The organism is Ulvibacter antarcticus (genome assembly GCF_003688405.1).
In the GTDB taxonomy this organism is placed as follows: Bacteria; Bacteroidota; Bacteroidia; order Flavobacteriales; family Flavobacteriaceae; genus Ulvibacter; species Ulvibacter antarcticus.
In genome coordinates this window covers 173,244-198,696 of record NZ_REFC01000015.1, presented here as the reverse complement: position 1 = coordinate 198,696, position 25,453 = coordinate 173,244, and the positions used below count along the sequence as shown (strand labels likewise).

Genomic DNA, 25,453 nt, shown 5'->3' with positions numbered 1-25,453 from the left:
ACCCGTCTTAAAAACCATGAATTCATGCTTACATTTTTAGAACTGAATTATTTATAAAATTAAAAAAACTGAAAATAAATTTTGTCGTTCTAAAGTTTTGGTTACTTTAGCTATTCATAACGAAACATGAAACATTTAAGTACATATTTCAATTTTTGGTATTTCTATTTTATGGAAAAGCCCGGGATTGTTATGTAATTAATAAAAAATATTAATTTGTAAAGTCCCGGTTTTTAACCGGGACTTTTTTTTTGTTGAATTTTAAAAAAGAGAAGTATGAAGATTGCGATCCAGGGAATAGAAAGTTCATTTCACGACATGGCAACACGTTTGTTGTTTCCCGACACCGATGTAGAATTAGTTATGTGTGATACCTTCGAGCAGGTAACCGAAAGCATTGAAAATTATAGCGCGGATTTTGGTGTGCTGGCTATTGAGAATACCATAGCAGGTTCCATTTTGCCTAATTATAATCTTATAGATGCCAGCGGTCTTGTTATTTATGATGAGGTGTTTTTAAATATTCAGATGTACATAATGGCATTGGAAGGACAATCTATTTATGATATAGAAGAAGTACATTCTCATCCTGTAGCATTACTACAATGCAAGGATTATCTTCGGAAACTACCGCCTCAACTAAAGATAATTGAAGGGAAGGATACTGCTTCCGAAGCTAAAGCAATAAAAGAGCAAAATTTGAAAGGAGTAGCAGCTATTGCCGGAAAACAAGTAGCAGAAAAATTCGGATTGAAGATTCTCGATAGTAATATTCAGAACATGAGTGACAATCAGACGCGCTTTGTGTTGATTGGAAAAGAGGTTAGAGTACCGGATGAAAATGTGAATAAGGCAACTTTAAAATTTGAACTGGAACATTCGGCAGGAAGCTTGTCAAATATTCTGCAATGTTTTGCAGCATTTTCCATTAATTTAACGAAAATTCAGTCGCTTCCTATCGTGGGGAAACCTTGGCAATATGCGTTTTTTGTAGACGTATTATTCGAAGATTATTCACGTTTTGCAGAAGTAGTTGATTTACTTAAAAAAACAGTAACAGAGCTTAAAATACTTGGTGTTTACAAGCATAATGTTGAAAACGAACCTAGCACAATTATAAAAGAAACAGTAGATGGAAAACAATAAAAATCTTAGATCCTGGCTAGACGCTTTTGGATTGGATCATCCTTTGGTAATTGCAGGTCCGTGTAGTGCCGAAACCGAAGAGCAAGTTTTAAAAATAGCGCATCAGTTAAAGGAAACCGACACTACGGTGTTGAGAGCCGGAATATGGAAGCCAAGAACCCGTCCGGGAAATTTTGAGGGAGTGGGTGCCTTAGGATTAAAGTGGCTTCAGAAAGCAAAAGAAGAAACAGGCTTATTAACTACCACTGAAGTTGCGAATGCCAATCATGTAGATCTTGCATTAAAACACGATGTGGATATTTTGTGGATTGGTGCACGTACTACGGTTTCCCCATTTATTGTTCAGGAAATTGCAGAAGCGCTTAAAGGAACAGATAAAACTGTATTGATTAAGAATCCTGTAAACCCAGATCTTTCTTTATGGTTAGGAGCTGTAGAACGTTTTTACACAGCTAATGTGAAAAATCTAGGAGTTATTCATCGTGGTTTTTCGACCTATGAAAAGACCAAATACCGTAATAATCCCGAATGGCAGATCCCTATCGATCTTCAAAGTCGCTTTCCAGACCTTCCTCTTATTTTGGACCCTTCGCATATTGCTGGGAGAAGAGATATTATTTTTGATCTTTGTCAAACAGCTTTAGATCTTAATTATGATGGCTTAATGGTCGAAACTCATTTCGATCCCGATAATGCATGGAGTGATGCCAATCAGCAAATTACACCAAAGACTCTTGACCAGATTACCGTTGATCTTCGAATTAGAAAAGCAGAAGACGATACCGCCGTTTATAAAAATGAACTGAATACGTTGAGAACTCAGATAGATGTGATCGACAATAAATTGGTTGAAATGATGGGTAAACGAATGAAGATAGCCGATTCTATTGGTAGTTTAAAGAAGAGAAACAACGTTGCCATACTTCAAAATAAGCGATGGAATGAAATTCTTGGTAAAATGATTTTGGAAGGAGAAGAGAATCAATTAAGTGAAGAATTTATGCTTCGAATTTATAAAGCCATTCACCAGGAATCGATCAATCATCAGAAAAGGGTTATCAGTTCTTGAGTTTGCCTTTGAGGATATTTCAGCGAATCTGTTTCAGGATAGTGCTTGTTATAGATAATTTTCAGAATTTTGCGCTATGAAAAAAGGCGTAGTTTATAAATCTACTGGAAGCTGGTACACGGTCAAAGCCGAAAACGGTACTTTTTTTGAATGCCGTATAAAGGGGAAGTTCAGAATGAAGGGGATAAAAAGCACCAATCCAGTTGCGGTAGGGGATAAAGTGCATTTTGAAGTGGAAAAAAAGGGCGACGAGACCATCGGGATTATAAGTGAGATTGAGGAAAGACATAATTATATTATCCGGAAGTCTGTTAATCTATCAAAGCAAACGCACATCATTGCTGCGAACGTCGATATCGCTTTTTTACTGGTTACTTTAAACAATCCGCCTACGTTTACTCCTTTTATAGATAGATTTTTGGTTACGGCCGAAGCTTATGAAATAAAGGCGGTACTGTTATTCAACAAAATTGACACTTATAACGAAGAAGAGTTACTGGAAATAAAGTTTTTGGCAGCCTTATATCGTGAAATAGGTTATGAATGTATTGGAATTTCAGCCATTACCGGAAAGAATATCGAGAAAGTGAAGGAAATGATGAAAGACAAGGTAAGTATGTTTTCCGGTCACAGTGGTGTTGGAAAATCGACCTTGGTAAATACCATTGAGTCTGATCTTAATATAAAAACTACCGAAATATCAGATCAGCACATGCAAGGGCAGCATACCACTACCTTTGCCGAAATGTATGACCTTTCTTTCGGAGCACAAATCATCGATACCCCGGGAATTAAGGGCTTCGGAATTGTAGAAATTGATAAAGAAGAGTTAGGAGGTTATTTTCCTGAATTCTTCGAGCTGAAAGAACATTGCAAATTTAATAATTGTCTGCATTTGGAAGAACCGAATTGCGCTATAAAGGAAGCGTTGGAACATGAGGAAATTGCCTGGTCCCGGTATAAGAGTTACCTTCAGATGATTGAAGGTGAAGAAGATCATTATCGCAAGGATATTTACAATAATGAATAAGCACTATTGTGACCACCTTCGTCCACTTCCGAAGTAAAAAATAAAACCATGAGAGTTGTACTGCAAAGAGTTAAGGAAGCCTCGGTTACTATTGATGGCAAAATTGTGTCTTCGATAGGTAAGGGATTTCTTATTCTTTTGGGGATTGAGCCTTCAGACAGTCAATTGGATGTCGAATGGCTTGCCGCGAAAATATCAAAACTGCGGGTCTTTGGAGATGAAAATGATGCCATGAACAATTCGATATTAGATTGCGATGGTGATGCTATAGTTGTAAGCCAATTTACTTTGCATGCGAGTACAAAAAAGGGTAATCGGCCTTCATTTATTAAAGCGGCAAGACCGGAAATTGCGATTCCGCTGTACCAATCTTTTGTGCAACAATTAGAAAAGGAAATGTGTAAAAAGGTGCAAACAGGTGAGTTTGGTGCCATGATGGATGTGGCGTTAATTAATGACGGACCTGTGACCATTTCAATCGATTCTCAAAGCCGGGAATAATATTTTTTGTAGATTAATTTATCTTATTATATTGTGGCACGAAATTCTCCCGCTCCAAAATATACTTATGCAAAGAATTACAATGCTGGTGCTGTTATTTACAAGCGCTATAACCTACTCACAATCAGATTTTTCGGTTGCATCTATACCAGTGAATTTATCGAAACAAGCAAATAGTGTCTTGTTGTACGAACTCATTGATGTGGATGTTTCTAAAGACGGAAAAATGGTTGTCACTTCGCATAGGGAGGTTTCGGTATTGAATAAAAGAGGTGATTTTCATACAGATACGGTTTTATACTATGATAATTTCACCAAAATAAGCGCTGCCAATGTTTATGTTTATGATGCCTTCGGAAAAGAAATCGAACATTTCAGAAAAAAAGATTTCCACGATGTAAGTGCCGTTGATGGATCTACATTATACAGTGAGTCACGTGCTTTATATCTGGATTATACGCCTTCATCTTATCCTTATACGTTGGTGTTCAACTCGAAAATTGAAACTTCAAATACTGCTTTCATTGAATGGTGGAAACCAGCAGCTAATTATGCTACCAGCACAAAAAAAAGTGTGTTTAAACTAAGCTTTGATCCTGCAAATAAGCCAAGATATATGGCTAAAAACTTTGAAGGATATAATATATCGATAACTGAAAGTCCGAATCAATTTGTGTTTGAAGCGGAAAATATTCCCGCCATCCAGTATGAAGACCACAGCAAGTCTTTCAGTAATATTGCTCCAATTGCAAAATTTTCTCTCAACAAATTCTACTTAAAAGGGGTGTTAGGATACGCAAAAGATTGGAAGGAATTTGGGAATTGGATGCAACAGAGTCTTTTGTCTGATGTTAATGAGTTACCTCCAGGAACTGTTGCTAAAATCAAGAATCTGGTGGAGGGGGAAACCACCAATATTGGAAAGGCAAGGAAGGTGTATCAGTATTTACAAGAAAAGGTGCGTTATATCAGTGTTCAAATTGGCATTGGGGGCTGGAAACCTATGCTTGCTTCGGAAGTGGATCAATTGAGCTACGGAGATTGTAAAGCGCTTTCAAATTACACAAGAGCATTACTCGAAGTAGTAGGTGTCCCTTCTTACTATACGATTTTGTATACTGGAGAACAAGAAATGGATATAACTAAGGATTTTTCTTCTATTCAGGGAGATCATGCCATCCTAGGTATTCCTGAAGGAGACGATATCATTTGGTTAGAATGTACAAGTCAGGATACGCCATTTGGTTTTGGAGGTAATCATATCGACGATAGAGATGTGTTAATAATTACTCCGGAAGGCGGTAAGATAGTTCATACCAAAAAATATGAAGCTGCCGAGAGCTTACAGGAAAATTCAGGAAATATTAGTTTGAATACCGATGGAAGTATCAATGCGACAATAAAGGTAGTATCTAAGGGGCTTCAGTATGAAGATAAATATTCCCTGGAAAAAGAAACTGTCGATGAACTTGACGTTTCATACAAGAGAAGATGGAGTTATGTAAATGGGCTAAATATTGAAAACACTACTATTGTTAACGATCGTACAAACATTGTTTTCACAGAAGAAGTGAAAGTTAAAGCTACCAACTACGCAACTTCGATGGGTGACGATTTGCTATTTTGCCCAAATGTTTTTAATCAGAATCAATATATACCTCCGCGGATTTCAAATAGAAAGCAAGAGTTGTTTATTTCTGAAAGCTATATGGATGTGGATATTTTTGAGATTAAATTTCCTCAAAATTATGCGGTGGATTCCCTTCCGGAAGCTATCGTGCTGGAAAACGAATTTGGTAGCTATCGTATCTCTTTTGAAATAGTCTCAGAAAATCTAATTAAGTATAGCAGAACAGTAATCATCAATAAAGGTACTTTTCCTCCTGAAGCTTATAACACCTATAGATCCTTCCGAAGAAAAATAGCTAAAGCCGATAAAACTAAAGTATTATTAACCCCAAAGAACAGCTAATCAAATAGAATATGAAAAATAAAATATTTACACTTTTACTAGTTTTTTGTGCCGTTCAATTTTCGACATCACAAAATTTTAAATTCGGAAAAGTTTCCAAAGAAGAATTAGAAGAAAAAGTACATCCTACTGAGCCCGACGCGAATGCTGCTATACTTTACAGAGAGTACGATTCACGTTTTGAACAATCACAACAATGGGGGTTTTTTATTGTCGAAGAAGTTTTTGAACGTATAAAAATTTACAATAAAGAAGGCTTCGATTGGGCGACCAAAAAAGTAAACCTATTTCAAGGTGGTGGAGGAGATGAAGAGGAGATTCAGAACCTAAAAGCCTATACTTATTATTTAGATTCGTCTGGAAAGGTCGAAAAAGTGAAACTTAAAGGAGACGGTATCTTCGATGAGGAACGCAATGAATACTGGGAAGTAAAGAAATTTACTATGCCGGATTTAAAAGAGGGTTGTGTAATTGAATTTCGCTACACCAAGAAAACACCTTTTATAAATTCGTTGGATGAATACAGATTTCAGGAAACGATTCCTGTAAATGAGTTAAATTTCAAATTTGCTGCTCCAGAATACTATAATTATAAAATGCATCAAAAGGGGTGGATGCCATTTAAGATCCAAAACGATGGTAGAGAGCGATCCATGTCATATTCTCATAAACTGGGAACTAGATCAGGAAGTGTGAAGGATTTGGCGGAAGCACATAAAGTTGTGAATTCTAATATTACGTTTCGTGAGAATATCTATAAGGTAGTTATGCAAAATGTTCCGGCTATGAAAGAGGAGCCATATTCTGGCAATTTGGATAATTACAGTGCTTCTATTAAAATGGAATTGTCGTACGTGCAGTTTCCGAATGCCGGTTTAGAAACTTACGCAACTACCTGGGAGGCAGTTTCGACTTCAATTTACAAGTCCGATTCTTTTGGTGGGCAGTTAAATAAAACTCAGTATTTTAAAGATGATATAGATCAATTATTGACTGGAGCAGCAGACAACAGCGAGAAAATGCTTCGTATTTTTGAATATGTGAAGAATAAGTTGAATTGGAATAAATTTAATAGTGTTTTTGCCAATGACGGTCTTCGAACTGCTTATAACGAAGGAAAAGGAAATGCTGCAGAAATTAATCTTATGCTCACAGCTATGTTTCGCTACGCAGGTTTAAATGCCAACCCTATTCTAGTTAGTACAAAGGAGAATGGTATACCTATTTTTCCAACAAGAAGCGGATTTAATTTTGTGATTGCAGGAGTTGAAATAGAAAATGAAGTTATTCTTTTTGATGCTACAAACAAAAAGAACGAAATAAATATTCTGGAGACCAAGCTTTTGAACTGGCAAGGAAGAATTATTAGAGAAGATGGAAGTTCAACCTGGGTTTCTCTTTTGCCTACAAATCCTGCTGTGAGAAGTACATTGGTGAATGCAGTAATTTCTGAAGATTTGTCGGCAGCAGGCTCATCGAAAAATCGATTTACCGGCCACTTGTCACAAAAATATCGCTCGAACTTTGAACTTGCAAATGCAGAAGAGAGACGTAAATCACTTGAAGAAGACGCTGGAGAAACAGAAATGTCGAATATAGATTTTGAAAACTTAACTACATTATATCAACCTGTTAATCTAACATACGATTTTAAAACCTTTGATGCAGTAGAAAAAATTGGAGATAAATTGTACTTTTCACCTATACTATTTATGGGTAATGAGGAGAATCCGTTTAAGCTAGATGAACGAAAGTATCCTGTTGATTTTAAATATCCTAAAAAGGATAGATATATGATTAACATTACTATCCCGGAAGGTTACAAGGTCGAAACCCTTCCTGAAAGTGCCAGTTTCGGTTTGGAACGAAATGCTTTAAATTATAGATACGCGGTAAGTAATAATGGAGATAAATTGCAGCTGTCTGTTGAATATTCCGTGAATGAAGCATTTATCGGCGCCGATGAATATGCGAGTTTAAAGAAATTTTTTGAACTGCTTATTGAAAAGGAAAAGGAAAAAGTAGTACTTTCAAAAATTTAAATTATGAACTTAAAAGATGCACAATTAGCAGTAGATCATTGGATAAGTGAACATGGTGTTCGCTATTTCAATGAACTCACTAATATGGCGCAGCTCACCGAGGAAGTAGGAGAAGTTGCACGTATTATTGCCAGGCGATATGGGGAGCAAAGTGAGAAAGAGAGTGATAAGAACAAGGATTTAGGCGAAGAGCTTGCAGATGTAGTCTTTGTAGTGCTGTGTCTTGCTAATCAGACAGGAATCGATCTACAGAAGGCTTTCGACGCAAAACTTGAGGCCAAATCAAAGCGCGACCATGATCGTCATCATCAGAATAAAAAATTAAAATAATGTTTCAGAAAGTTATTTCATATAAAGGTTTTTGGAAATCGGTGCTCTCATTAGCACTGGCATTTGCAGTTGTATTTACTATTATAAAATGGGCTATAAGTGGATTTTCAGGTACTTTTTTTTCTGAAGGGAATCCCATTCGGTTTATTGCAGGTGTCCTAATAGCAGGATTTGCATATGGGTTTTTTGTGACCTTCGGAAAATTCAGAGCAAAACTGAAAGATAAAGAATCAAGAGAATGAAAGCTTTATTAAGAAGCACAAACATATCCGAAGCAACTAAAAAAATAAGTGTAACCGGTTCCAAAAGTGAGTCGAACAGACTGCTGCTATTACAGGCTCTATTTCCTGATATTAAAATTCAGAACTTATCTGAAAGTGACGATACAGTTGTATTAAAGCAAGGGCTTTCTATCGATGAAGGAATGGTGGATGTGCATCACGCGGGAACGGCGATGCGATTTTTAACGGCCTATTTCGCAGCCAAAAAAGGAGCGGAAATTGTATTGACCGGAAGTGAGCGAATGCAACAACGCCCCGTTAAAATACTGGTAGACGCACTTCGTGAACTAGGAGCGAATATCGAGTATATGAATGAAGAAGGTTTTCCGCCTTTGCGAATTAAGGGAAAGAACCTTAAGGGCTCAAGTGTCTCTATAAAGGCAAATGTAAGTAGTCAATATATTTCGGCCTTATCCCTTATTGCACCTTCTTTGAAAAATGGATTAACTATAGATTTAAAGGGAGAAGTAACTTCAACCCCCTATATCAACATGACCATTTCCCTGCTTAAGCAATTAGGCGTGGAAGCAAATTTTTCAGAAAATAAAATTGTCATTAAGCCGGGAAGAAAGAAAACTAACACTGTTTTTGTGGTGGAATCCGATTGGAGTTCGGCTTCTTATTTCTATAGCTTTATTGCATTATCAAAAAAAGCTTCGGTGACCTTGACAAGTTATTCTGAAAAGAGTTTACAGGGCGATGCCGCATTGGTCGATATTTATGAAATGTTAGGTGTAGAGACTGTTTTTAAGAGCAGTACTTCTTCCGAAGGAATAGAAGAAAAATCAATCACATTGCGAAGCTTCGAAACCCAATTACCAGACTATCTGTCTTTAGATCTGTCGGCTACACCGGATATAGCGCAGACCATTGCAGTAAGTTGTTTTGGATTGGGGATTGGTTGTAAGCTAACCGGACTTCATACCTTGAAAATTAAAGAAACAGATCGCTTGGAAGCCTTGGAGACGGAATTGCGAAAGTTTGGTGCGGAAGTTTCGATCGATGAAGAATCTATTGAACTGCATCCCGGCGATAAAAGTATAACTTCAAAAAATAAAGATAAAAACATACACATAAATACCTATCAGGATCATCGCATGGCTATGGCTTTCGCGCCATTAGCGTTGCTTTTTCCCATTGCAATCAAGGACCCAATGGTGGTCACTAAGTCGTTTCCTAGCTTCTATCAGGATCTGGAGAAAATGGGTTTGACCGTAGAATTTGTTTAAATACGGCGTCAGAATTAGCAGCGAGTGTATTGATTTTACAAGGAATTAGAGCTTATTTTAATAATACTTAGGGTATTTTCAATAATAAATGGTCATTTACTTGACAACCCCTATGTTGAGATTGTATATTTGCCACCTTTTACAAATATAACACACGAACTATGGGAATGAAACTTTCTAATTTTCAATTTAACTTGCCGGAAGAGCTTTTGGCAGAATATCCCGCAGATAACAGGGACGAGTCTAGATTGATGGTGCTTAACCGCAAAGAAAAAACAATTGAGCACAAAATGTTTAAGGACCTAATCGATTATTTCGAGGAGGACGATGTGTTGGTACTTAATAATACGAAGGTATTCCCTGCAAGATTGTTTGGAAATAAGGAGAAAACTGGAGCGAGAATCGAGGTGTTTTTATTGCGTGAATTAAATTCTGAAACCAGACTTTGGGATGTGTTGGTAGACCCTGCACGAAAAATTAGAATAGGAAATAAACTTTATTTTGGTGAAGACGAAACCTTAGTAGCTGAGGTGATCGATAATACAACGTCAAGAGGAAGAACACTTAGATTTTTATTTGACGGTTCTTACGAAGAGTTTAGAAGTAAATTAACTGAACTTGGAGAAACGCCACTTCCTAAGTATATTAAGAGAGATGTAGAGCCGGAAGATGCAGAACGTTACCAAACCATTTTTGCTAAAAATGAAGGTGCTGTTGCTGCTCCTACTGCCGGATTACACTTTTCTAAGCATTTGTTGAAACGCCTTGAAATTAAAGGAGTTGATTTTGCTGAAGTAACATTACACGTTGGTTTAGGAACATTTAGCGCTGTTGAGGTTGAAGATCTTTCAAAGCATAAAATGGATTCGGAAGAAATGATTATTGATGAGCCAACTGCAAAAATTATCAATAGAGGTATTGAAAGAAAGAAACGTGTTTGTGCTGTAGGTACTACAGCTATGAGGGCGTTGGAAAGTTCGGTTTCCTCAGGACATACTTTAAATGCATACTCAGGTTGGACGAATAAGTTTATTTTTCCACCTTACGATTTTAGCATCGCAAATGCTATGGTCACTAATTTTCATACGCCAAAATCTACATTGCTAATGATGGTGGCTGCCTTTGCCGGGCATGAATTTATCAAAGAGGCATATGCAGAAGCGATCAAAGAAAAATACAGGTTCTATACCTATGGTGACGCCATGTTAATCATATAAAATTGAAACTAAACATACTATATAAGTCCCGATGTACAATCGGGACTTTTTGTTTTGCGCCAAATAGTTTCTTCATGTCAATTTAAAGCCTTATTTTAGTATGATTGTTTAGATTCTATAGTGCAGTATAAATGAAAATAAAATTACTTTTTTCAATATTGTTTTTTGCCGGTCTCGTCTGTATCGCACAGAATAGAGAGGAATCTCCTATGAGCTGGAATACACAACTAAATAGGAATGTTGCCCCTATAGAATTACCTCCTTTAGAGCTAGAAGCTATTATACGCGAAGATAGTATCAATGATTTGGACAAAAGTCTTCCATGGAGATATGGAATTGAACGCCCAATTGTGTTCAATCTTAATACTTCAGGCGAATGGTCTGAGATCCCGAATATAGGTCGTATTTGGAGAGTCGCAGTGAAATCACCCGAGGCTATTAACATAAGTATCAACTTTGAGGATTTCAACTTACCGGAAGGCGCCAGGCTGCAAATGTACAATGCCGATAGAAGTGATGTGTCCAGAATTTTCTCACACGCTCAAAATAGTGTTTCCAGTAACATTGGATCCTGGTATATTAACGGTGATTTAATCTATATCGAGTATTTTGAACCCGAGTATGTTACAGCGAGCGCCAGTTTGCAAATTGGAAGCATTATTCATGGTTATCGATTGGGTAGAGTACAGGATTTGGTGGGTGGACAAAAAGGAATGAACGATGCGGGGGCTTGCAATTATGATGTAAATTGTCCTATTGGAGATGACTTCGACTCTAAGAAAGATATCGTCAAAAAAACAGTTGCGCTGCTCACACTAGGTAATGGCTATTTATGTTCGGCTGCACTTGTTAATAATACAAATCAGGATAAAACACCTTTTCTTTTAACTGCAAATCACTGTCTTGATAATAGTGATCCGTCATTGTGGACGGTTCGTTTTAATTGGATGAGCCCAAGTCCGGAATGCGCTACTGGGGAACCAAGTGCGGATCTACAGAGCAATTTCACTATGAGTGGTTCAACGCTACTTGCGAATAATGAATTAAGTGATTTTGCGCTGGTTGTTATGAATAATGATATACCATCTTCGTGGGATATTTCTTTTGGCGGATGGGATCATACGGATACAAATCCAGAATTCGAAGTTGGGATACATCATCCAAATGGAGATATAATGAAGATTTGCAGAGATGATTCAGGAGCTGTAAAGGATAATGCGAATGGTACAGAAGTATGGCTTATTGGTGGAGTATCTGTTGGAAGTGGTGATGGTTGGGAAATAGGAACGACCGAAAGTGGATCTTCAGGTTCACCCTTGTTCGATCAAAATGGAAGAATTATTGGTCAGTTATATGCTGGGCAGTCGTTTTGTGACGGACTTGAAAATAATAATGATTATGATATCTACGGAAGGTTTGGCGTATCATGGAATGCGGGAGTAACACCCGAAACAAGATTGCGGGATTGGTTAGATCCAATAAATTCTGGGCAAACCACTTTAGGAACATTGCAGAATATACTTAACACGCAAGAGTTTGATGAAATCGGAAAACTGGAAATATATCCTAATCCGGCTTCTACAGAGATCACAGTGATTAACAGTAGGTATCCTCATCTTTCATATAGTTTATTTAATCTTGTAGGTCAAAAATTGATGGATGGTTCAGTGTCCAACACTATGAATACTATTTCAGTCGAAAGTTTCGCAGAAGGAGTATACTTCTTATATCTGGTCGACGACGAATCCAAATCGAGTATTACTAAAAAGATTGTGGTAGAGCGTTAAAAATCTTATTTAAAGCTTCCTTTTCGATTCAACACACTTCTATATTTATTCTGTATTTTTGCAGCATAATGACTTCAGAAAAAAAAGATATTAGATCCCTTTCAAAAGAAGAGCTTCGTGCTTTTTTCGAAAGTATTGGTGACAAGCCCTTTCGAGGCAATCAGGTGTATGAATGGCTTTGGAATAAAGGTATTCATAAATTTGAAGATATGACCAATATTTCAAAAGAGACCAGAGCCCATCTTGAGGCTCATTATGTGATTAATCATATTAAAGTAGATAGCCTTCAGAGGAGTAGCGACGGTACTGTTAAGAATGCCGTGAAATTACACGACGGACTTATTGTGGAATCGGTGCTAATTCCGACGAAAAAAAGAACGACAGCCTGTGTTTCATCGCAAGTAGGGTGTAGCTTGGATTGCAAATTTTGTGCAACGTCCCGATTGAAACGCATGAGAAACCTTAATCCAGATGAGATTTACGATCAGGTGGTCGCAATCGATCAGGAAAGCAGATTGTATCATGACAAGCCCCTTTCCAATATTGTTTTTATGGGGATGGGAGAACCCTTGATGAACTATAAAAATGTACTTGAATCCATTGAGAAGATAACTTCGGAAGAAGGGCTGGGCATGTCGCCAAAGCGGATTACTGTTTCGACTTCAGGAGTGCCTAAAATGATCAAAAAACTGGCCGATGATGGAGTGAAATTTCATCTGGCTGTATCCTTGCATTCTGCAATACAAGCAACGAGAGAGCAGATCATGCCTTTTGCTAAAAGTTTTACATTAACCGATCTCAAAGAGTCATTAGAATATTGGTACGAAAAAACAAATCGTAAGGTCACTTACGAATATATAGTGTGGGATGGAATTAACGATACTACCGAAGCGATTGAAGCCTTGGTGACTTTCTGCAAATACATTCCTTGTAAGGTAAATATAATTGAATACAACCCTATTGACGACGGAGAATTTCAGCAGGCTCCAAATACCGCAATAGATGCTTATATCAATACTTTGGAGCGCTATAAAATTCCGGTGACAGTGCGTAGAAGTCGTGGAAAAGACATAGATGCGGCCTGTGGTCAATTGGCAAACAAATCTTAACAAGTAAGTGATTTATTTAGTCTTCAATTTCCTGAAGATACTCCAATAACATAGTTACAGCTTCTTCATGCACTATAGTTCTACCCAACTGGGGCATACGATAAGTGGGAGTATTACTTTGAATTCTTGTTTCAATTTCTCCACGATTTGCATAGATTCCTGAATCTTCGAAAATCGTTTCCAATCGAAAGTCCAAACCGAAATTAACTACCGGACCACCAGGTTGATGACAGTGAGCACAGTTAATATCGATATAAGCTCTTCCGCGTTGTAAAATGTCTAAACTCGCATCGGTCCAATCCGGAAGCACAGAAATACTTGCTGGATCTGCTCCTTCAAGTAAACCATTTGTCGTGAAAAATGCCAGTTGATTCTGACTCACATAACTAGGTGTAAAGTTCATATTTCTTAGTTTCATGCCTATTGGAAATGTAACGTCGTTATTGTTATGGCACGTAAAACAATCCTGTTTTGAAGGGATCATATAATTTACATTCTGCGTCGTTCCGTCGATATCTATGTAGCTAATGGGAGTAGTAATTCCGTTTTCACTGTAAACAGCATCGGTTTGTGAAGTGTTCCAAATGTAATTTCCAACTTGCCATTCTCCCTGAATTTTCAATAAAATCCGAGTTTCGATGATCTGTTTGCCCTGCGCGGGTTCCTGATCATTAATATTGTAGAAGAATGTCTTTGCAATTAAAGTATTGTCCGGAAACTTCGGAAGCAAATCAGAATTGTCAAAACTCATTTTCTCTCCGTTCGGAAGTCGGATTAAACGTTGCTTGGTAGCATAATCTGTGAATAACGTACTACTGATTTCATAAAGCTGTACACCGGATGCTGGATCAAGATCAGACATATTTCCTGCATACACACTCATAGCAGACAAGTTGCTTTCAAAAATTAATGGCGCCGCAAGCGTTGAAAAGGTCGCTGTGTTACTTGCGTTAGATTCGTTGCCCACCGCATCTAAAGCAGTAACATGATATTGGTAAGCGGTTTCTGTTGAAAGATTGTTCAAGGTGATATTTAATGCATTGATGGATGCTTCGGAAATAACTCCATCTTTATAAACACGGTATGCTGTAACACCTACATTGTCGGTAGCAGCAGCCCATACTAATTTTGCGGAAGTTTCAGAAATTTCAGAAACAGATAAATTCAATGGAGCAGAAGGACTATCAGTATCGGCCAAAGGAGGATCAGGGGTGTCGTCGGTTCCACAACCAACCAGAAACATTACGGCCAATAAAAGTAGGTAGACGTTTTTCATTCTCGGTGTTTTGCTCAAAAATAGAAAATTGATTTTGAATTAAAATTATGTAGGACGTTAAATTCCAAACTCTTTGCAAGGATCATTTCACTCATTCAAACTGACACTTTACTCAAGGATGGTTTTAATCCCCCATCGTTTGTACTAGTTTCGATTCAAACTTTAAATATAAGGCTATGAAAACGAAATTGATGTTATTGGGATTACCACTACTAATTATCGGTGCGCTACTTACCGTATTTACTTCAGAAGGCACATTGAAAAATCGATCTTACGATAGTGCGATGGTACAACGAAACTTGCAACCAGATGATGGTTGTGTATTTATGACGGTGATGGGTGAACAATCCTCATCCGATTTTAATGTCTATAAAACAGACGAAAATTTACAACTCTCGGTTCGTGACGGACTCGCATGGCTCAGAGACGCTCAATTGGTCAATGGTGGTTATGGTGCCGGTTCTCATAGCGCCCAACATATAAAAGACCCTCACAGCGTAAAAGCAGACCCTGCAACTACAGCTATGGTAGCAACGGCTTTCCTTAGAAGTGGGAACACCTTACAAAAAGGTCTTTATTCAAAAAATTTAAAAGATGCCGTTTCTTATCTGCTCGAGACTGTGGAAGGCGCTGCTAAAGACAGTCCTTATATCACAGAAGTTCGAGGTACGCAAATACAATCTAAACTGGGACAGAATATAGATGCTGTATTAACAGCTCAATTTCTCTCGAATTTATTAGATCGTAAACTTAAAGGGATTGATAAAAAACGAGTTGAACGTTGTTTAGATATTTGTGTTGCCAAGATTCAGTCTGGTACCGATGCGGAAGGAAAACAAGGTGGTGCCGGATGGGCGGGTGTACTGCAGAGTGGTCTTGCAAATAGCGCCTTAGAATCTGCACAAGCCGTGGGCGCTGAGGTAAACGATGAGGTTTTAAAACGTGCACGTAACTATCAAAAAAGCAATTATGATGACAAAACAGGGGACGTAAGTACCGAAGATGGCGCGGGAGTAATGTTGTACGCCGTGAGCGGAAGCGTTCGTGCAAGCGCGAAGGAGGCAAGAAAGGCAGAGGAAGCTGTAAATAAGGCGAAAAGTGAAGGAAAATTGCAAAAAGATGCACCAGTAACGGTTGCTAATCTGGAAAAAGCAGGTTATTCTGAAGAAGAAGCGATTGCCTATGGTGCTTCTTATAATGTATATCAATCGGCAAAGCAAACGGCACAGCGAACCGATGTATTAAATGGCTTTGGTAATAATGGAGGAGAAGAGTTTTTAAGTTTCTTACAAACAGGAGAATCATTGGTGGTCAATAAAGATAAAGATTGGAAAAAATGGTACGACGATATGAGCGGACGTATTTTGAAGATTCAGAATGGCGATGGTAGCTGGAATGGACATCACTGTATTACAAGTCCTGTGTTTTGTACAGCCACAAGTTTATTGCTGCTTACAGTTGAAAATGATATTGAGTTCTTGCGAAAAGTCGGAGCTTAGAACTCGAAATAATTTATTGTTAGGTTGGTGGAAACACCGCTCTTTACTGCAATCACAGTATTGCACCCTAAATGCCAGTCCCGAATGGTTCGGGAGGGGAAAGTTAAGAGTGGTGTTTTTTAATTTGCCAATTTCAATGTAGTTTCATAAAGATTTGTCTGTTCCATTTTACTCTTCAGCCAGGCATAAAAACTCATTACGAAGATGTCTTCCCTTTCTTTCCCAATCCATTCGAACGAGCCCTCTACTTTGTTTTTAAAGGCTTCCGAAGTGACTTCCATAGGATTTTCATAATAGAGACTCACCAGTTGTATAAATTTGAGGACACGGGTTTCGCCCGCTTTTTTTAATCGTTTCGTAAATTTTTTCTTGAAGCTTTGAAGTCTTGAGAGCACCAGATCCAGTCTGTCCAGTTCAATTAACAGTAAGATTTCAATAATGGCTTTCTCCAGGACCCAAATCCAACCTTGTTTTTTCTCATACCAAATATCGCTATGCTGCATTTTTTTTAGAAGGGAGTATGCTTCGTCGAATTGAAGCTGTTGAAAGTAACACATAAGTAGCGTCAATTCAATTTCTGGGGAATGACGTTCGTAGGAATTTAGAACTTGAATCGCTTCGGAAGGTCGGCCAGTGTAATTATAGCCAAATGCTTTAGTAAGAATGAGTTTCACATGAAAACGCTTATAATAGATGCCGTTTTTCTTTAGCATTTCTTCTTCCATTTTTTCTGAAAAAACCTGGCTTGCTTTGAAATTTTTATTTCTGAAATGCGTCATTGCCATCATATGAAGAATCTCAATTTGATAATATAGGTGTTTATCGGTTTTTATCTTCGATTGTTTTGCTGAAATGATTTCATACATCTGAAGCATAAAGCCTGAAATAGTGTAATAATTACTCTGAAGACTCGCGGCAGCGGCAGTAATATTCATGAGCTGGAAGAGCGATTTATAGGTGAGGGATTGAGAAACAACAATATCAAATTCTGAAAATGCACCTTCAATGATCTCACTTACCGATAGTGCTGTAGCATCTTTTAAAGCCGATTTTATTGTTGCATAAGCCATGTTTAATTGTTGTTCCGACTGAAAATGCAGTGTATTCTCACGAGATTTTTGAAAGACAGACGTTAGTGAAAGCTCAGGATGTACGTGTGCATACTGAATCATAGTGTGATATATTTCATTCAATATGGCATAAACGTCAAGTGATAAGGCAATTTGTTCTGCTTTGAAGAGAATCTTGAAGGCGAGTTTGTATTGTTTATGTTCAAAGAGGATACGTGAAGCCAATAGTAATTTTAGAATTTCCATTTCTTCTCCGCTTTCTTCGGAAAAGCTCTTGGTCGCAATGAATTCTGTAAGACTATCCTGAAGTCTTTTACAGAGCGCATGAAAGGCATTTTTAGAGGACTTACTGTAGAGTGCTTGCTCCAGATCCGTGGTTTTCTCGCTATCGATAAGTTTGAAGAGCTTTACATTTTTTGTATCACCTCTTCGGTTCTTGTTTTGAAGATATAATAGGAATTCTCTCTTGTCTTCTTCAGAAAAAGTAGAAATAATAGCTTTAATTCCTTTCATTATATCGTAAGTAATTATATTCAAAAATACTATTAATAAAGCAATATTTTAATATTTATTAAATTTTTAAACGTAAGTAATTTAAAAAAATAGCATTTCGTAAGCTTCCGAAGTGAAGCATCTTTGTTTCAACATAAATTAAGAATCATCAAAACTTAAGAAAAATGGAAAATCAATTTTTAAAAGAGAAGAAACCGGTAAACTCACCTTTAACGGAAGAAGTAAAAAAGAAAGAAAAAGTATTTAATTGCAGACCTACACCTGCCTTTATTTCGGCATCATGGGCTGCCCTTTTTATTGGGATGGTTTCGTATTGCATTGGGCTATGGAATGTGGGGATGGAATTAAATGAGAAGGGGTACTATTTTACCATATTGCTATTCGGACTTTTTTCGGTAGTTTCGGTACAGAAGAGTGTTCGTGATCGACAGGAAGGGATTCCTGTAACCGATGTGTATTACGGGATTTGTTGGTTTACAACCATTGCATCGCTAATATTGCTCATTATTGGGCTATGGAATGCCGACATCGAACTTAGTGAAAAAGGGTTTTATGGAATGTCCTTTGCACTTGCACTTTTCGGAGTAATCGCCGTCCAGAAGAATATTAGAGATATTAAATGGTTGGACGATAAAGAAAAATAAAATGAAAACCGGCTGTGTTATAATATATGAATTTTAGCACGGCCGGATTTTATTCCACACACTAGTTAATCGCATTTAAATTTAAGAGGTATGAACTCAAAACTGGAAAAAGACCTTGACGAATTGGTGGAAGCCAATGTAATTTCAAGCGAGGTCTCATCGAATATATCGCAATATTATACCCATAAAAAAAGTGATAGCCCGAACCGACTGTTTACAATTTTTGGCGTATTAGGCTCTTTGTTGGTTGGCCTCGGGATAATCTTGATCCTGGCTCATAACTGGGATGATTTTTCACGATCAGTAAAAACTATTTGGGCTTTTATTCCCTTAGTAGTAGCACAGGCATTATCAGCATTTGTTCTCATAAAAAAGAAGAGCAGTGCATGGAAAGAAACCGCTGCGACATTATTGTTTTTTGCAATTGGAGCCAGTATTTCACTAGTTAGTCAGATTTATAACATTCCGGGGTCCATGCCCGACTTCCTGTTAAGCTGGATCATTTTAGCAGCGCCTCTTATCTATTTACTAAGATCGAATGCAGCGGCTATGTTGTTTATGCTATTCATCACAGTGTATGCTTGCAATGTGGGATATTTCAACGAGGATAAACCGTGGTGGTATCTCGCTATGTTACTCTGGATGCTACCGCATTATTTTGGATTATTGAAAGCAGAGCCTAAAGCTAATATTACAGGTGTTTTTAACTGGCTAATGCCAATGAGTATTTTAATTTCATTAGGTGCCTTTGTTGGAGATATTGAAAGTATGGGATTACTATTATATATAATGCTCTTCGGACTTTTTTATAATCTTGGTAAGCTGCCATTCTTTGAATCAACCAAACTCCGTACCAATGGTTATTTGTTGTTGGGGTCCTTAGGAACCATAATAGTTCTGCTAATTGCCAGTTTCAGAGGAGTATGGGAAGAATTTGATTTCTCGAGATATGAAAATCAGGACATTCTCATTTCCTCACTATTTTTTGTGGCCATCTTGGGAGTCTTAGGGTTTCTATTCAGAAAAAAGAAAATTAAGGAATTTAACCTGTTTCAATATGCTTTTTTTGGCTTCGGAATTATTTTTCTAATCAATTTCATTGCGCCTGAAATACCCGCTATTTTGGTTAATATTCTAGTGTTTGCACTTGGTATATTTGCCGTGCGTATTGGTTCAATTAAAGGGATGTACAGTATTCTAAACTATGGCTTGTTAATTATTACCGTGCTTATAAGCTGTAGATTTTTTGATACCGATATCTCCTTTGTGATTAGGGGTTTGCTTTTTGTTGCAATAGGAGCCGGGTTTTTTGCGACAAACTATTTCATGTATAGAAAACAATTACAAAAAATTAAAAAAGATGAGTAAGATTTATATAGTTATAGGCTTTGTACTCATGGTTGGAGCCCAGTGGTTTGTTCCCGGTATAATGATCTTTGAACAAGAAGAGGCATTAAGAAAAGGCACGTCTTATAATTTTAAAACGCGCCCTATTGATCCGTCCGATCCGTTTAGAGGAAAGTATATTACCCTTAGTTACGAAATGAACTCGGCAGAAAGTACAGATTCTATTTGGGGGGATTCACAGAAAGTGTACGTTTATTTAAAAACAGACGATAATGGATTTGCAGAAATATCACAGGTAAGTCCGAAGATTTTGAATGACAAAGGCGATTACGTTGTAGCTGATAATGCGGGTTGGTACAATGGGGAAGTTCACTTTTTTCTACCTTTTAACCGTTACTATATGGAAGAAACCAAAGCGTATAATGCTGAAGTATCTGTTCGAAACGCAATAAGAAATAGAGATTCAATTGGGCCGGAATGCTATGCAAAGGTCTATATTTTGGATAATGTTGCTGTTTTAGACAATGTCTACATTGGAGAAATTTCTGTAAAGGATTTGCCCGCTGAAGAAGAATAAAAAGGAGGAAGTCATAACTTCCTTCTTTTTTGTTTTGATGATGGAAACGTTCCCTTAGTTGGGAACGTTTTTTTGTATAAAAAAAGGGAATTACAAATTTGTAATTCCCTTTTGATAAAATATTATAATGGATTTTTATCTTTTGATGAACTTAAGAACATCGCTGTAACCGTCTACCTTAATGATATAGGTTCCAGATGCAAGATTTCCAACTTCTAAGTTGTTAGTGTTCACATCGATTGTTTGATCGATCACTTTTTGACCTAGTAAGTTATACACTGCAATGCTGTATTCTTTTGTAACATTTAAGAATGATAAAGTCTGATCTGCAGGGTTAGGGAACACAGAAATCGACAATACATTGTTTATGTCATTTACACCTAAAGTACTACATGAAATTGGAGCAGTACCAGCGTTTGTTTCAACAAATGCACAAGTCGCGTCATCAGAGAAAGTCGCTGTTAGATTTATTGCAGTTCCATCTGCAGTCATTGTAACTCCTGTAAATACATGAGGAGATGTTAATCCTGTAACAGAAACTGATGCTGTCCCGTCACCTGTTAGGTCTAAAGTACCATTTGCAGGCGCATTTAAGAACGTAACAGAGATGTCTCCCGTAAACGTATCATCTGAAGGATCACTTGGTGTACCACCGTCATCACAAGGAGAAAGGTTTGCCGATCCAATAGCAGAAATTGAACAATCTGTACATGTATAAGCAGGTAAAACATATCCTCTGGCCGTAAATCTATCGGTCATAGTGTCAATTTCAAGACAGGTATATCCCATATCGATTGCTGCCTGACGTACTGCAATTGCAGCGTTCTGTTGGTTAGTTCCCGAGTTAGTCATACCAAGACCTTCCAGAACTGCTGCGTCCATACGATCTCTTCCAACAACTTCCCAAATTTCAAGTAGAACTGTTGCCCAGATCTGCCCGTCAGTGTGGATACTTCCTGTTAGACCACCTGGATAAAGTGCTCCGTAATTAGTAACACGTCCCGGCCAGAATGGATTGTGTCCATCCCATCCAAATACATAGTAATAAGAAGCGTCTCCAGTAGTCCATTGTCCTAAACTTCTTTTATACGAATTGGCGAAATAATCACCAGATCCTTCACTAAGTCCATTTACTTGCGATAAGTTACCATTGGTAACCCAGTCGTGCAATCCATGACCTAATTCGTGAATAATTACATCCATGTCTTCTGCATCATCTACACCACCTTCTCCAAAGTTAAGATTTCCACCTCCGTAAGAAGAGTTATCAGCACCGTTAAATGCATGTGGATCGAAACGAACAACACCACTGTTGAAAATAGAAACTAGAGGTATACCCAAATCCACATTAATCCAACGAATCATCTTGTCTAAATGGTGATATACATTTGCGGCTTCAAATCCTTGTGCGTCTCTTGTGAAACTAAAATCTGAAGAAGATTGAATAAAAAGCCCTGTAGAAGGTGCTTGAAGTTCAGCGATTTCTGCGTAAGGCCCTCTCAATCTGAAGTTAGAACCTGTTTGTTCTATTTCCAACAAGGTTACTGCTGTACGGGCAGCATCCAAATCTGCATTGGTATTGTCGTTATTATCGACATAATTTCCACCGTAAACGTTTAGTGTTTTTGTCAATGGATCTGGGTCAAAAACCATAGCGGTTCCATCTACAACAGCTGCGAATTCAATTTTTTCATTTTCTACTGAAGCAGTGTTTCCTGGAGAGATTTGAACGTCAGCCTTTGTTCTTTTGGCGCTGTCCGTGATTGGTCTTTCGTAGATCGCAATATCTTCTACGCTAAGTACAGCTCCGGTTTTTGCATCGACTATTGTTTCCCAATAACCGTTTAAGAATTCAGACAAAGTCTTCACACTGTACACTAATTTTGGAGTTCCGGTTTTATTGTAAACATATAATTTAATATCCTGTTGCGAGATACGACCTTCAATTTGTAAGGCAGCAATCGCAGCGTTTAGAGCAGCATTTTCAGAGATTTCCGGATTTGTATCGACTGTAGCCACAGATTCATCGTAAGTGCTGGCGTGATACGTTACCTGGTTTTTAGGAGATACGTGAACCGCGATCGATGAGTCGTAAACTTCAACACCATTAATTGTATGATGATACCTAAACGTCTCACCCGATGGTCCAGACCTGCTATTTAGCATGTCAAAATTGTGACCGGTTTTAAGATTAGTCACATTTTCATTAAGCCATGTGCGCGCAATATTTTCCTTGCCTTCCTGTGCAAAACACATTTGTGTTGCGGAAAAAACAAGTGCAAAAAGTAATAGTTTTGTTTTCATGAATTTTATATTTTCGGTTAATTTTCAATTAGGTAGTCATAAAAGTAAGACATTTATAGCTTTTAGAGCATTAATTCCTCGTTTTTATGCTGTTTTTTTAAGCATATAAAAGTAATTAGTTCATTGATACTACGCTTTGTATGGAAGTGGATTAGTAGGGTAATAGTCGCTCAAAGACTATTAAAAAAAAGTCGTTAATAAACGGCTTATGGTATAAATATAAGTTGCTTCAGTTGGAGATGACTCTTTCTGAAGCAATCATGTTTATTTCAACTATAAATAGATACTTAAATATGAAGAATTTGAAATGCCTTCCGAAGAAAAAAAAACCAAAACGATTGATCTAAAAATCCAGATTGCGCTTTTTGGGGTCTAAACCGTATTGATTATCACCTCGATCTCCATCCGAGCAGTAAAATACCAGTAGTACGATTCCTCCAACATAACTAACAATAGGAATTACGCCCAATAGATAATACCAGCCGGATTTCCCGGTATCGTGCAATCGCCGAACTGCAACCGCAATACTTGGAATAAGTATGACCATGAAGCCTAATACCAGCGGGATCATCGAGAAAAGGAAAACGTCTTCATCATTAACAACACTTGACAGGACGGCCATGATAATTGCAAATGAGAATATAATTATAAAATTGAACAAGCTGAAATACCAATATTCCGATCTTCTGGCACGACCATCAAAGTTGGCGTAGTTTTCAACCATTACTTTTCGCCACCAGTCGTAAATGGTGTAATCTTTTTCTTGCTTTTCAATGATCATAAATTTGGGCTAAATAATTCGAAATTTATACTGCAGAGACTAATAAACCTTCCTCGGTCTTCTCGACTTTTACTATTTTATTCTTGGTGAGTCCTTTTATGGTTTTATCCCACTTTTTATTGCTTAATCCCGACTGAGATTTTAAAGCGTCCAATTCCATAGGGGAGTTGTTTTTAAGAATGGTGAACACTTCTTTTTCGTCTTCAGTCATTTCGACCTTTTTCTTTTCAGGTCGCATTTGAGGGAAGAATAACACTTCCTGTATGGAGGCATTATTGGTTAGGAACATAATTAATCGATCCATCCCAATTCCCATTCCGCTGGTTGGAGGCATGCCGTATTCAAGCGCTCGTAGAAAGTCGAAATCTATAAAAGCGGTTGCCTCATCATCGCCGCGATCTGCTAATTTTAACTGTGCTTCAAAGCGTTCACGTTGATCAATTGGATCGTTTAATTCACTATATGCATTTGCGATTTCTTTTCCGCAGACCATCAATTCAAAACGTTCGGTAAGTTCCGGATTGGTGCGATGTTCCTTACAGAGCGGGCTCATTTCTTTAGGATAATCGGTAATAAATGTTGGTTGGATGTAATTTCCTTCACATTTCTCGCCAAATATCTCATCGATCAGTTTTCCTTTGCCCATAGTGTCGTCTACATCAACGCCCATTTCTTTGGCAGCAGATCTAATCTCTTCTTCCGATTTACCGCTGATGTCAAACCCTGTAAAATCTACAATCGATTGCGCCATGGTCACTCGCGCATAGGGTGCTTTGAAGTCTATTTCGTGTTCGCCAAATGTCGCTTTTGTAGTTCCGTTTACTTCCGAAGCACAAAATTCTAATAACTGCTCACAGAAATCCATCATCCAGTTGTAGTCCTTATAAGCCACATAAATTTCCATGGCTGTAAATTCTGGGTTGTGAGTACGATCCATTCCTTCATTTCTGAAGTTCTTAGAAAACTCGTACACTCCATCAAAACCACCAACGATAAGGCGTTTTAGGTATAATTCATTTGCAATTCGCATATAAAGCGGAATGTCTAAGGAATTATGGTGTGTCACAAACGGACGAGCCGCTGCACCTCCAGGAATAGGTTGTAATATTGGTGTTTCAACTTCGAAGTACTCTCTATCATTAAAGAAAGTACGCATGGCATTGAATAACTTGGTTCGTTTTATAAATACTTCTTTTACATGCGGGTTCACAACCAGATCAACATAACGTTGACGATAGCGTTGTTCGGCATCGGTAAAGGCGTCGTGAACTTTGCCTTCGGCATCTACTTTTGGCTGCGGAAGGGGTTTTAAAGCTTTTGAAAGTAGGCTGAATTTTTTAACCATGACGGTTTTTTCACCTACTTGAGTCGTAAACAATTTACCTTCAATCCCTATAAAATCACCAATATCAAGCAGTTTTTTATAGACTTCATTATATTGCGTTTTATCCTCACCGGTACAAATTTCATCACGGTTAAAATACACCTGAATACGACCTTCCGAATCCTGTAACTGAGCAAAAGAAGCTTTTCCCTGAATGTTTTTACGCATTAGGCGTCCGGCAATTGTTACTTTTTTACCTTCTTCAAAGTGCTGTTTTATCTCCTTCGAATTTGAATCCAACGGAAATAGGTCTGCGGGATAAGGATTTATACCCAAATTACGTAATTGGGTAAGTTTTTCTCTTCGGATGAGTTCGAGTTCAGTAAGTTGCATATTGCTTGTCTA

General features: G+C 37.7%; 21 protein-coding genes. 16 read left to right on the top strand and 5 right to left on the bottom strand.

Annotation, left to right across the window (positions count from 1 at the left end):
• Positions 1-276 precede the first annotated feature (276 nt).
• The 12 genes from BXY75_RS15175 to rlmN all read left to right on the top strand — a co-directional run bounded on the left by BXY75_RS15175 (position 277) and on the right by rlmN (position 13,713).
• A complete protein-coding gene (locus tag BXY75_RS15175) occupies positions 277-1,146 on the top strand; it encodes a prephenate dehydratase (protein ID WP_121908621.1) in 870 nt (289 codons plus the stop codon).
• Positions 1,133-2,215, top strand: a complete 1,083-nt coding sequence (locus tag BXY75_RS15170) for a bifunctional 3-deoxy-7-phosphoheptulonate synthase/chorismate mutase type II (protein WP_121908620.1) — start codon at positions 1,133-1,135, stop codon at positions 2,213-2,215. Before BXY75_RS15175 ends, BXY75_RS15170 begins: the two co-directional genes overlap by 14 nt.
• 76 nt (positions 2,216-2,291) lie before the next feature.
• Entirely contained in the window at positions 2,292-3,245 is a 954-nt protein-coding gene (gene rsgA / locus BXY75_RS15165; RefSeq protein ID WP_121908619.1) for a ribosome small subunit-dependent GTPase A, read from the top strand.
• Between the two features lie 48 nt (positions 3,246-3,293).
• Positions 3,294-3,746: a D-aminoacyl-tRNA deacylase gene (dtd, locus tag BXY75_RS15160; RefSeq protein WP_121908618.1), complete on the top strand. Its 453-nt coding sequence runs from the start codon at positions 3,294-3,296 to the stop codon at positions 3,744-3,746.
• 67 nt (positions 3,747-3,813) lie between these two features.
• Positions 3,814-5,718 (top strand): DUF3857 domain-containing protein, encoded by a 1,905-nt coding sequence (locus tag BXY75_RS15155; RefSeq protein ID WP_121908617.1) that lies wholly within the window; start codon positions 3,814-3,816, stop codon positions 5,716-5,718.
• Positions 5,719-5,729: 11 nt separating this feature from the next.
• Positions 5,730-7,760: a transglutaminase domain-containing protein gene (locus BXY75_RS15150; RefSeq protein ID WP_121908616.1), complete on the top strand. Its 2,031-nt coding sequence runs from the start codon at positions 5,730-5,732 to the stop codon at positions 7,758-7,760.
• Between the two features lie 3 nt (positions 7,761-7,763).
• Positions 7,764-8,090, top strand: coding sequence for a nucleotide pyrophosphohydrolase (locus tag BXY75_RS15145; RefSeq protein WP_121908615.1), 327 nt, complete (start codon positions 7,764-7,766; stop codon positions 8,088-8,090).
• The gene (locus BXY75_RS15140) at positions 8,090-8,332 is read left to right on the top strand and encodes a hypothetical protein (protein ID WP_121908614.1); all 243 of its coding nucleotides are present in this window, start codon (positions 8,090-8,092) and stop codon (positions 8,330-8,332) included. The genes BXY75_RS15145 and BXY75_RS15140 overlap by 1 nt, the downstream gene beginning before the upstream one ends.
• Positions 8,329-9,600, top strand: a complete 1,272-nt coding sequence (locus BXY75_RS15135) for a 3-phosphoshikimate 1-carboxyvinyltransferase (RefSeq protein WP_121908613.1) — start codon at positions 8,329-8,331, stop codon at positions 9,598-9,600. Before BXY75_RS15140 ends, BXY75_RS15135 begins: the two co-directional genes overlap by 4 nt.
• A 167-nt stretch (positions 9,601-9,767) precedes the next feature.
• Entirely contained in the window at positions 9,768-10,817 is a 1,050-nt protein-coding gene (gene queA, locus BXY75_RS15130) for a tRNA preQ1(34) S-adenosylmethionine ribosyltransferase-isomerase QueA (RefSeq protein WP_121908723.1), read from the top strand.
• Positions 10,818-10,948: 131 nt separating this feature from the next.
• On the top strand, positions 10,949-12,604 hold the full coding sequence (locus BXY75_RS15125) for a T9SS type A sorting domain-containing protein (protein WP_121908612.1): 1,656 nt from the start codon (positions 10,949-10,951) through the stop codon (positions 12,602-12,604).
• A gap of 68 nt (positions 12,605-12,672) precedes the next feature.
• Positions 12,673-13,713, top strand: coding sequence for a 23S rRNA (adenine(2503)-C(2))-methyltransferase RlmN (rlmN, locus tag BXY75_RS15120; RefSeq protein WP_121908611.1), 1,041 nt, complete (start codon positions 12,673-12,675; stop codon positions 13,711-13,713).
• A 16-nt stretch (positions 13,714-13,729) separates the two neighbouring features.
• On the opposite strand, the gene BXY75_RS15115 is transcribed toward rlmN, so the two are convergent.
• The gene (locus BXY75_RS15115) at positions 13,730-14,989 is read right to left on the bottom strand and encodes a fibronectin type III domain-containing protein (RefSeq protein WP_121908610.1); all 1,260 of its coding nucleotides are present in this window, start codon (positions 14,987-14,989) and stop codon (positions 13,730-13,732) included.
• A gap of 176 nt (positions 14,990-15,165) precedes the next feature.
• Here BXY75_RS15115 and BXY75_RS15110 point away from each other — a divergent pair, with 176 nt between their 5' ends.
• Positions 15,166-16,488 carry a prenyltransferase/squalene oxidase repeat-containing protein gene (locus BXY75_RS15110; RefSeq protein ID WP_121908609.1) on the top strand — a complete coding sequence of 441 codons (1,323 nt, stop codon included), beginning with the start codon at positions 15,166-15,168 and terminating at the stop codon, positions 16,486-16,488.
• A 119-nt stretch (positions 16,489-16,607) separates the two neighbouring features.
• Here BXY75_RS15110 and BXY75_RS15105 read toward each other — a convergent pair whose 3' ends face one another.
• Entirely contained in the window at positions 16,608-18,071 is a 1,464-nt protein-coding gene (locus BXY75_RS15105) for a hypothetical protein (protein WP_121908608.1), read from the bottom strand.
• Positions 18,072-18,235: 164 nt separating this feature from the next.
• Here BXY75_RS15105 and yiaA point away from each other — a divergent pair, with 164 nt between their 5' ends.
• From yiaA to BXY75_RS15090, 3 genes are all read left to right on the top strand, one after another.
• A complete protein-coding gene (gene yiaA, locus BXY75_RS15100) occupies positions 18,236-18,715 on the top strand; it encodes an inner membrane protein YiaA (protein WP_121908607.1) in 480 nt (159 codons plus the stop codon).
• A gap of 90 nt (positions 18,716-18,805) precedes the next feature.
• The gene (locus BXY75_RS15095) at positions 18,806-20,083 is read left to right on the top strand and encodes a DUF2157 domain-containing protein (protein WP_121908606.1); all 1,278 of its coding nucleotides are present in this window, start codon (positions 18,806-18,808) and stop codon (positions 20,081-20,083) included.
• Positions 20,076-20,639 carry a GDYXXLXY domain-containing protein gene (locus BXY75_RS15090; RefSeq protein ID WP_147437293.1) on the top strand — a complete coding sequence of 188 codons (564 nt, stop codon included), beginning with the start codon at positions 20,076-20,078 and terminating at the stop codon, positions 20,637-20,639. The genes BXY75_RS15095 and BXY75_RS15090 overlap by 8 nt, the downstream gene beginning before the upstream one ends.
• A 135-nt stretch (positions 20,640-20,774) precedes the next feature.
• Here BXY75_RS15090 and BXY75_RS15085 read toward each other — a convergent pair whose 3' ends face one another.
• The 3 genes from BXY75_RS15085 to lysS form a co-directional block, all read right to left on the bottom strand.
• The gene (locus BXY75_RS15085) at positions 20,775-22,943 is read right to left on the bottom strand and encodes a T9SS type A sorting domain-containing protein (RefSeq protein WP_121908604.1); all 2,169 of its coding nucleotides are present in this window, start codon (positions 22,941-22,943) and stop codon (positions 20,775-20,777) included.
• 343 nt (positions 22,944-23,286) lie between these two features.
• Positions 23,287-23,724 carry a DUF805 domain-containing protein gene (locus BXY75_RS15080; RefSeq protein WP_121908603.1) on the bottom strand — a complete coding sequence of 146 codons (438 nt, stop codon included), beginning with the start codon at positions 23,722-23,724 and terminating at the stop codon, positions 23,287-23,289.
• Positions 23,725-23,749: 25 nt separating this feature from the next.
• Complete coding sequence (gene lysS, locus BXY75_RS15075; protein ID WP_121908602.1) at positions 23,750-25,441, bottom strand: lysine--tRNA ligase; 1,692 nt, start codon at positions 25,439-25,441, stop codon at positions 23,750-23,752.
• Positions 25,442-25,453: the final 12 nt, after the last annotated feature.

Excerpts from the sequence above, each read along its gene's own strand:
- queA (WP_121908723.1), top strand. The coding sequence starts at position 9,768 with ATGAAACTTTCTAATTTTCAATTTAACTTGCCGGAAGAGCTTTTGGCA.
- BXY75_RS15175 (WP_121908621.1), top strand. The coding sequence starts at position 277 with ATGAAGATTGCGATCCAGGGAATAGAAAGTTCATTTCACGACATGGCA.
- BXY75_RS15170 (WP_121908620.1), top strand. The coding sequence starts at position 1,133 with ATGGAAAACAATAAAAATCTTAGATCCTGGCTAGACGCTTTTGGATTG.
- BXY75_RS15095 (WP_121908606.1), top strand. The coding sequence starts at position 18,806 with ATGAACTCAAAACTGGAAAAAGACCTTGACGAATTGGTGGAAGCCAAT.
- BXY75_RS15085 (WP_121908604.1), bottom strand. The coding sequence starts at position 22,943 with ATGAAAACAAAACTATTACTTTTTGCACTTGTTTTTTCCGCAACACAA.
- yiaA (WP_121908607.1), top strand. The coding sequence starts at position 18,236 with ATGGAAAATCAATTTTTAAAAGAGAAGAAACCGGTAAACTCACCTTTA.
- rsgA (WP_121908619.1), top strand. The coding sequence starts at position 2,292 with ATGAAAAAAGGCGTAGTTTATAAATCTACTGGAAGCTGGTACACGGTC.
- BXY75_RS15145 (WP_121908615.1), top strand. The coding sequence starts at position 7,764 with ATGAACTTAAAAGATGCACAATTAGCAGTAGATCATTGGATAAGTGAA.
- BXY75_RS15135 (WP_121908613.1), top strand. The coding sequence starts at position 8,329 with ATGAAAGCTTTATTAAGAAGCACAAACATATCCGAAGCAACTAAAAAA.
- BXY75_RS15125 (WP_121908612.1), top strand. The coding sequence starts at position 10,949 with ATGAAAATAAAATTACTTTTTTCAATATTGTTTTTTGCCGGTCTCGTC.
- dtd (WP_121908618.1), top strand. The coding sequence starts at position 3,294 with ATGAGAGTTGTACTGCAAAGAGTTAAGGAAGCCTCGGTTACTATTGAT.
- BXY75_RS15150 (WP_121908616.1), top strand. The coding sequence starts at position 5,730 with ATGAAAAATAAAATATTTACACTTTTACTAGTTTTTTGTGCCGTTCAA.
- lysS (WP_121908602.1), bottom strand. The coding sequence starts at position 25,441 with ATGCAACTTACTGAACTCGAACTCATCCGAAGAGAAAAACTTACCCAA.
- BXY75_RS15080 (WP_121908603.1), bottom strand. The coding sequence starts at position 23,724 with ATGATCATTGAAAAGCAAGAAAAAGATTACACCATTTACGACTGGTGG.
- BXY75_RS15155 (WP_121908617.1), top strand. The coding sequence starts at position 3,814 with ATGCAAAGAATTACAATGCTGGTGCTGTTATTTACAAGCGCTATAACC.
- BXY75_RS15090 (WP_147437293.1), top strand. The coding sequence starts at position 20,076 with ATGAGTAAGATTTATATAGTTATAGGCTTTGTACTCATGGTTGGAGCC.
- BXY75_RS15105 (WP_121908608.1), bottom strand. The coding sequence starts at position 18,071 with ATGAAAGGAATTAAAGCTATTATTTCTACTTTTTCTGAAGAAGACAAG.
- BXY75_RS15140 (WP_121908614.1), top strand. The coding sequence starts at position 8,090 with ATGTTTCAGAAAGTTATTTCATATAAAGGTTTTTGGAAATCGGTGCTC.
- BXY75_RS15115 (WP_121908610.1), bottom strand. The coding sequence starts at position 14,989 with ATGAAAAACGTCTACCTACTTTTATTGGCCGTAATGTTTCTGGTTGGT.
- BXY75_RS15110 (WP_121908609.1), top strand. The coding sequence starts at position 15,166 with ATGAAAACGAAATTGATGTTATTGGGATTACCACTACTAATTATCGGT.
- rlmN (WP_121908611.1), top strand. The coding sequence starts at position 12,673 with ATGACTTCAGAAAAAAAAGATATTAGATCCCTTTCAAAAGAAGAGCTT.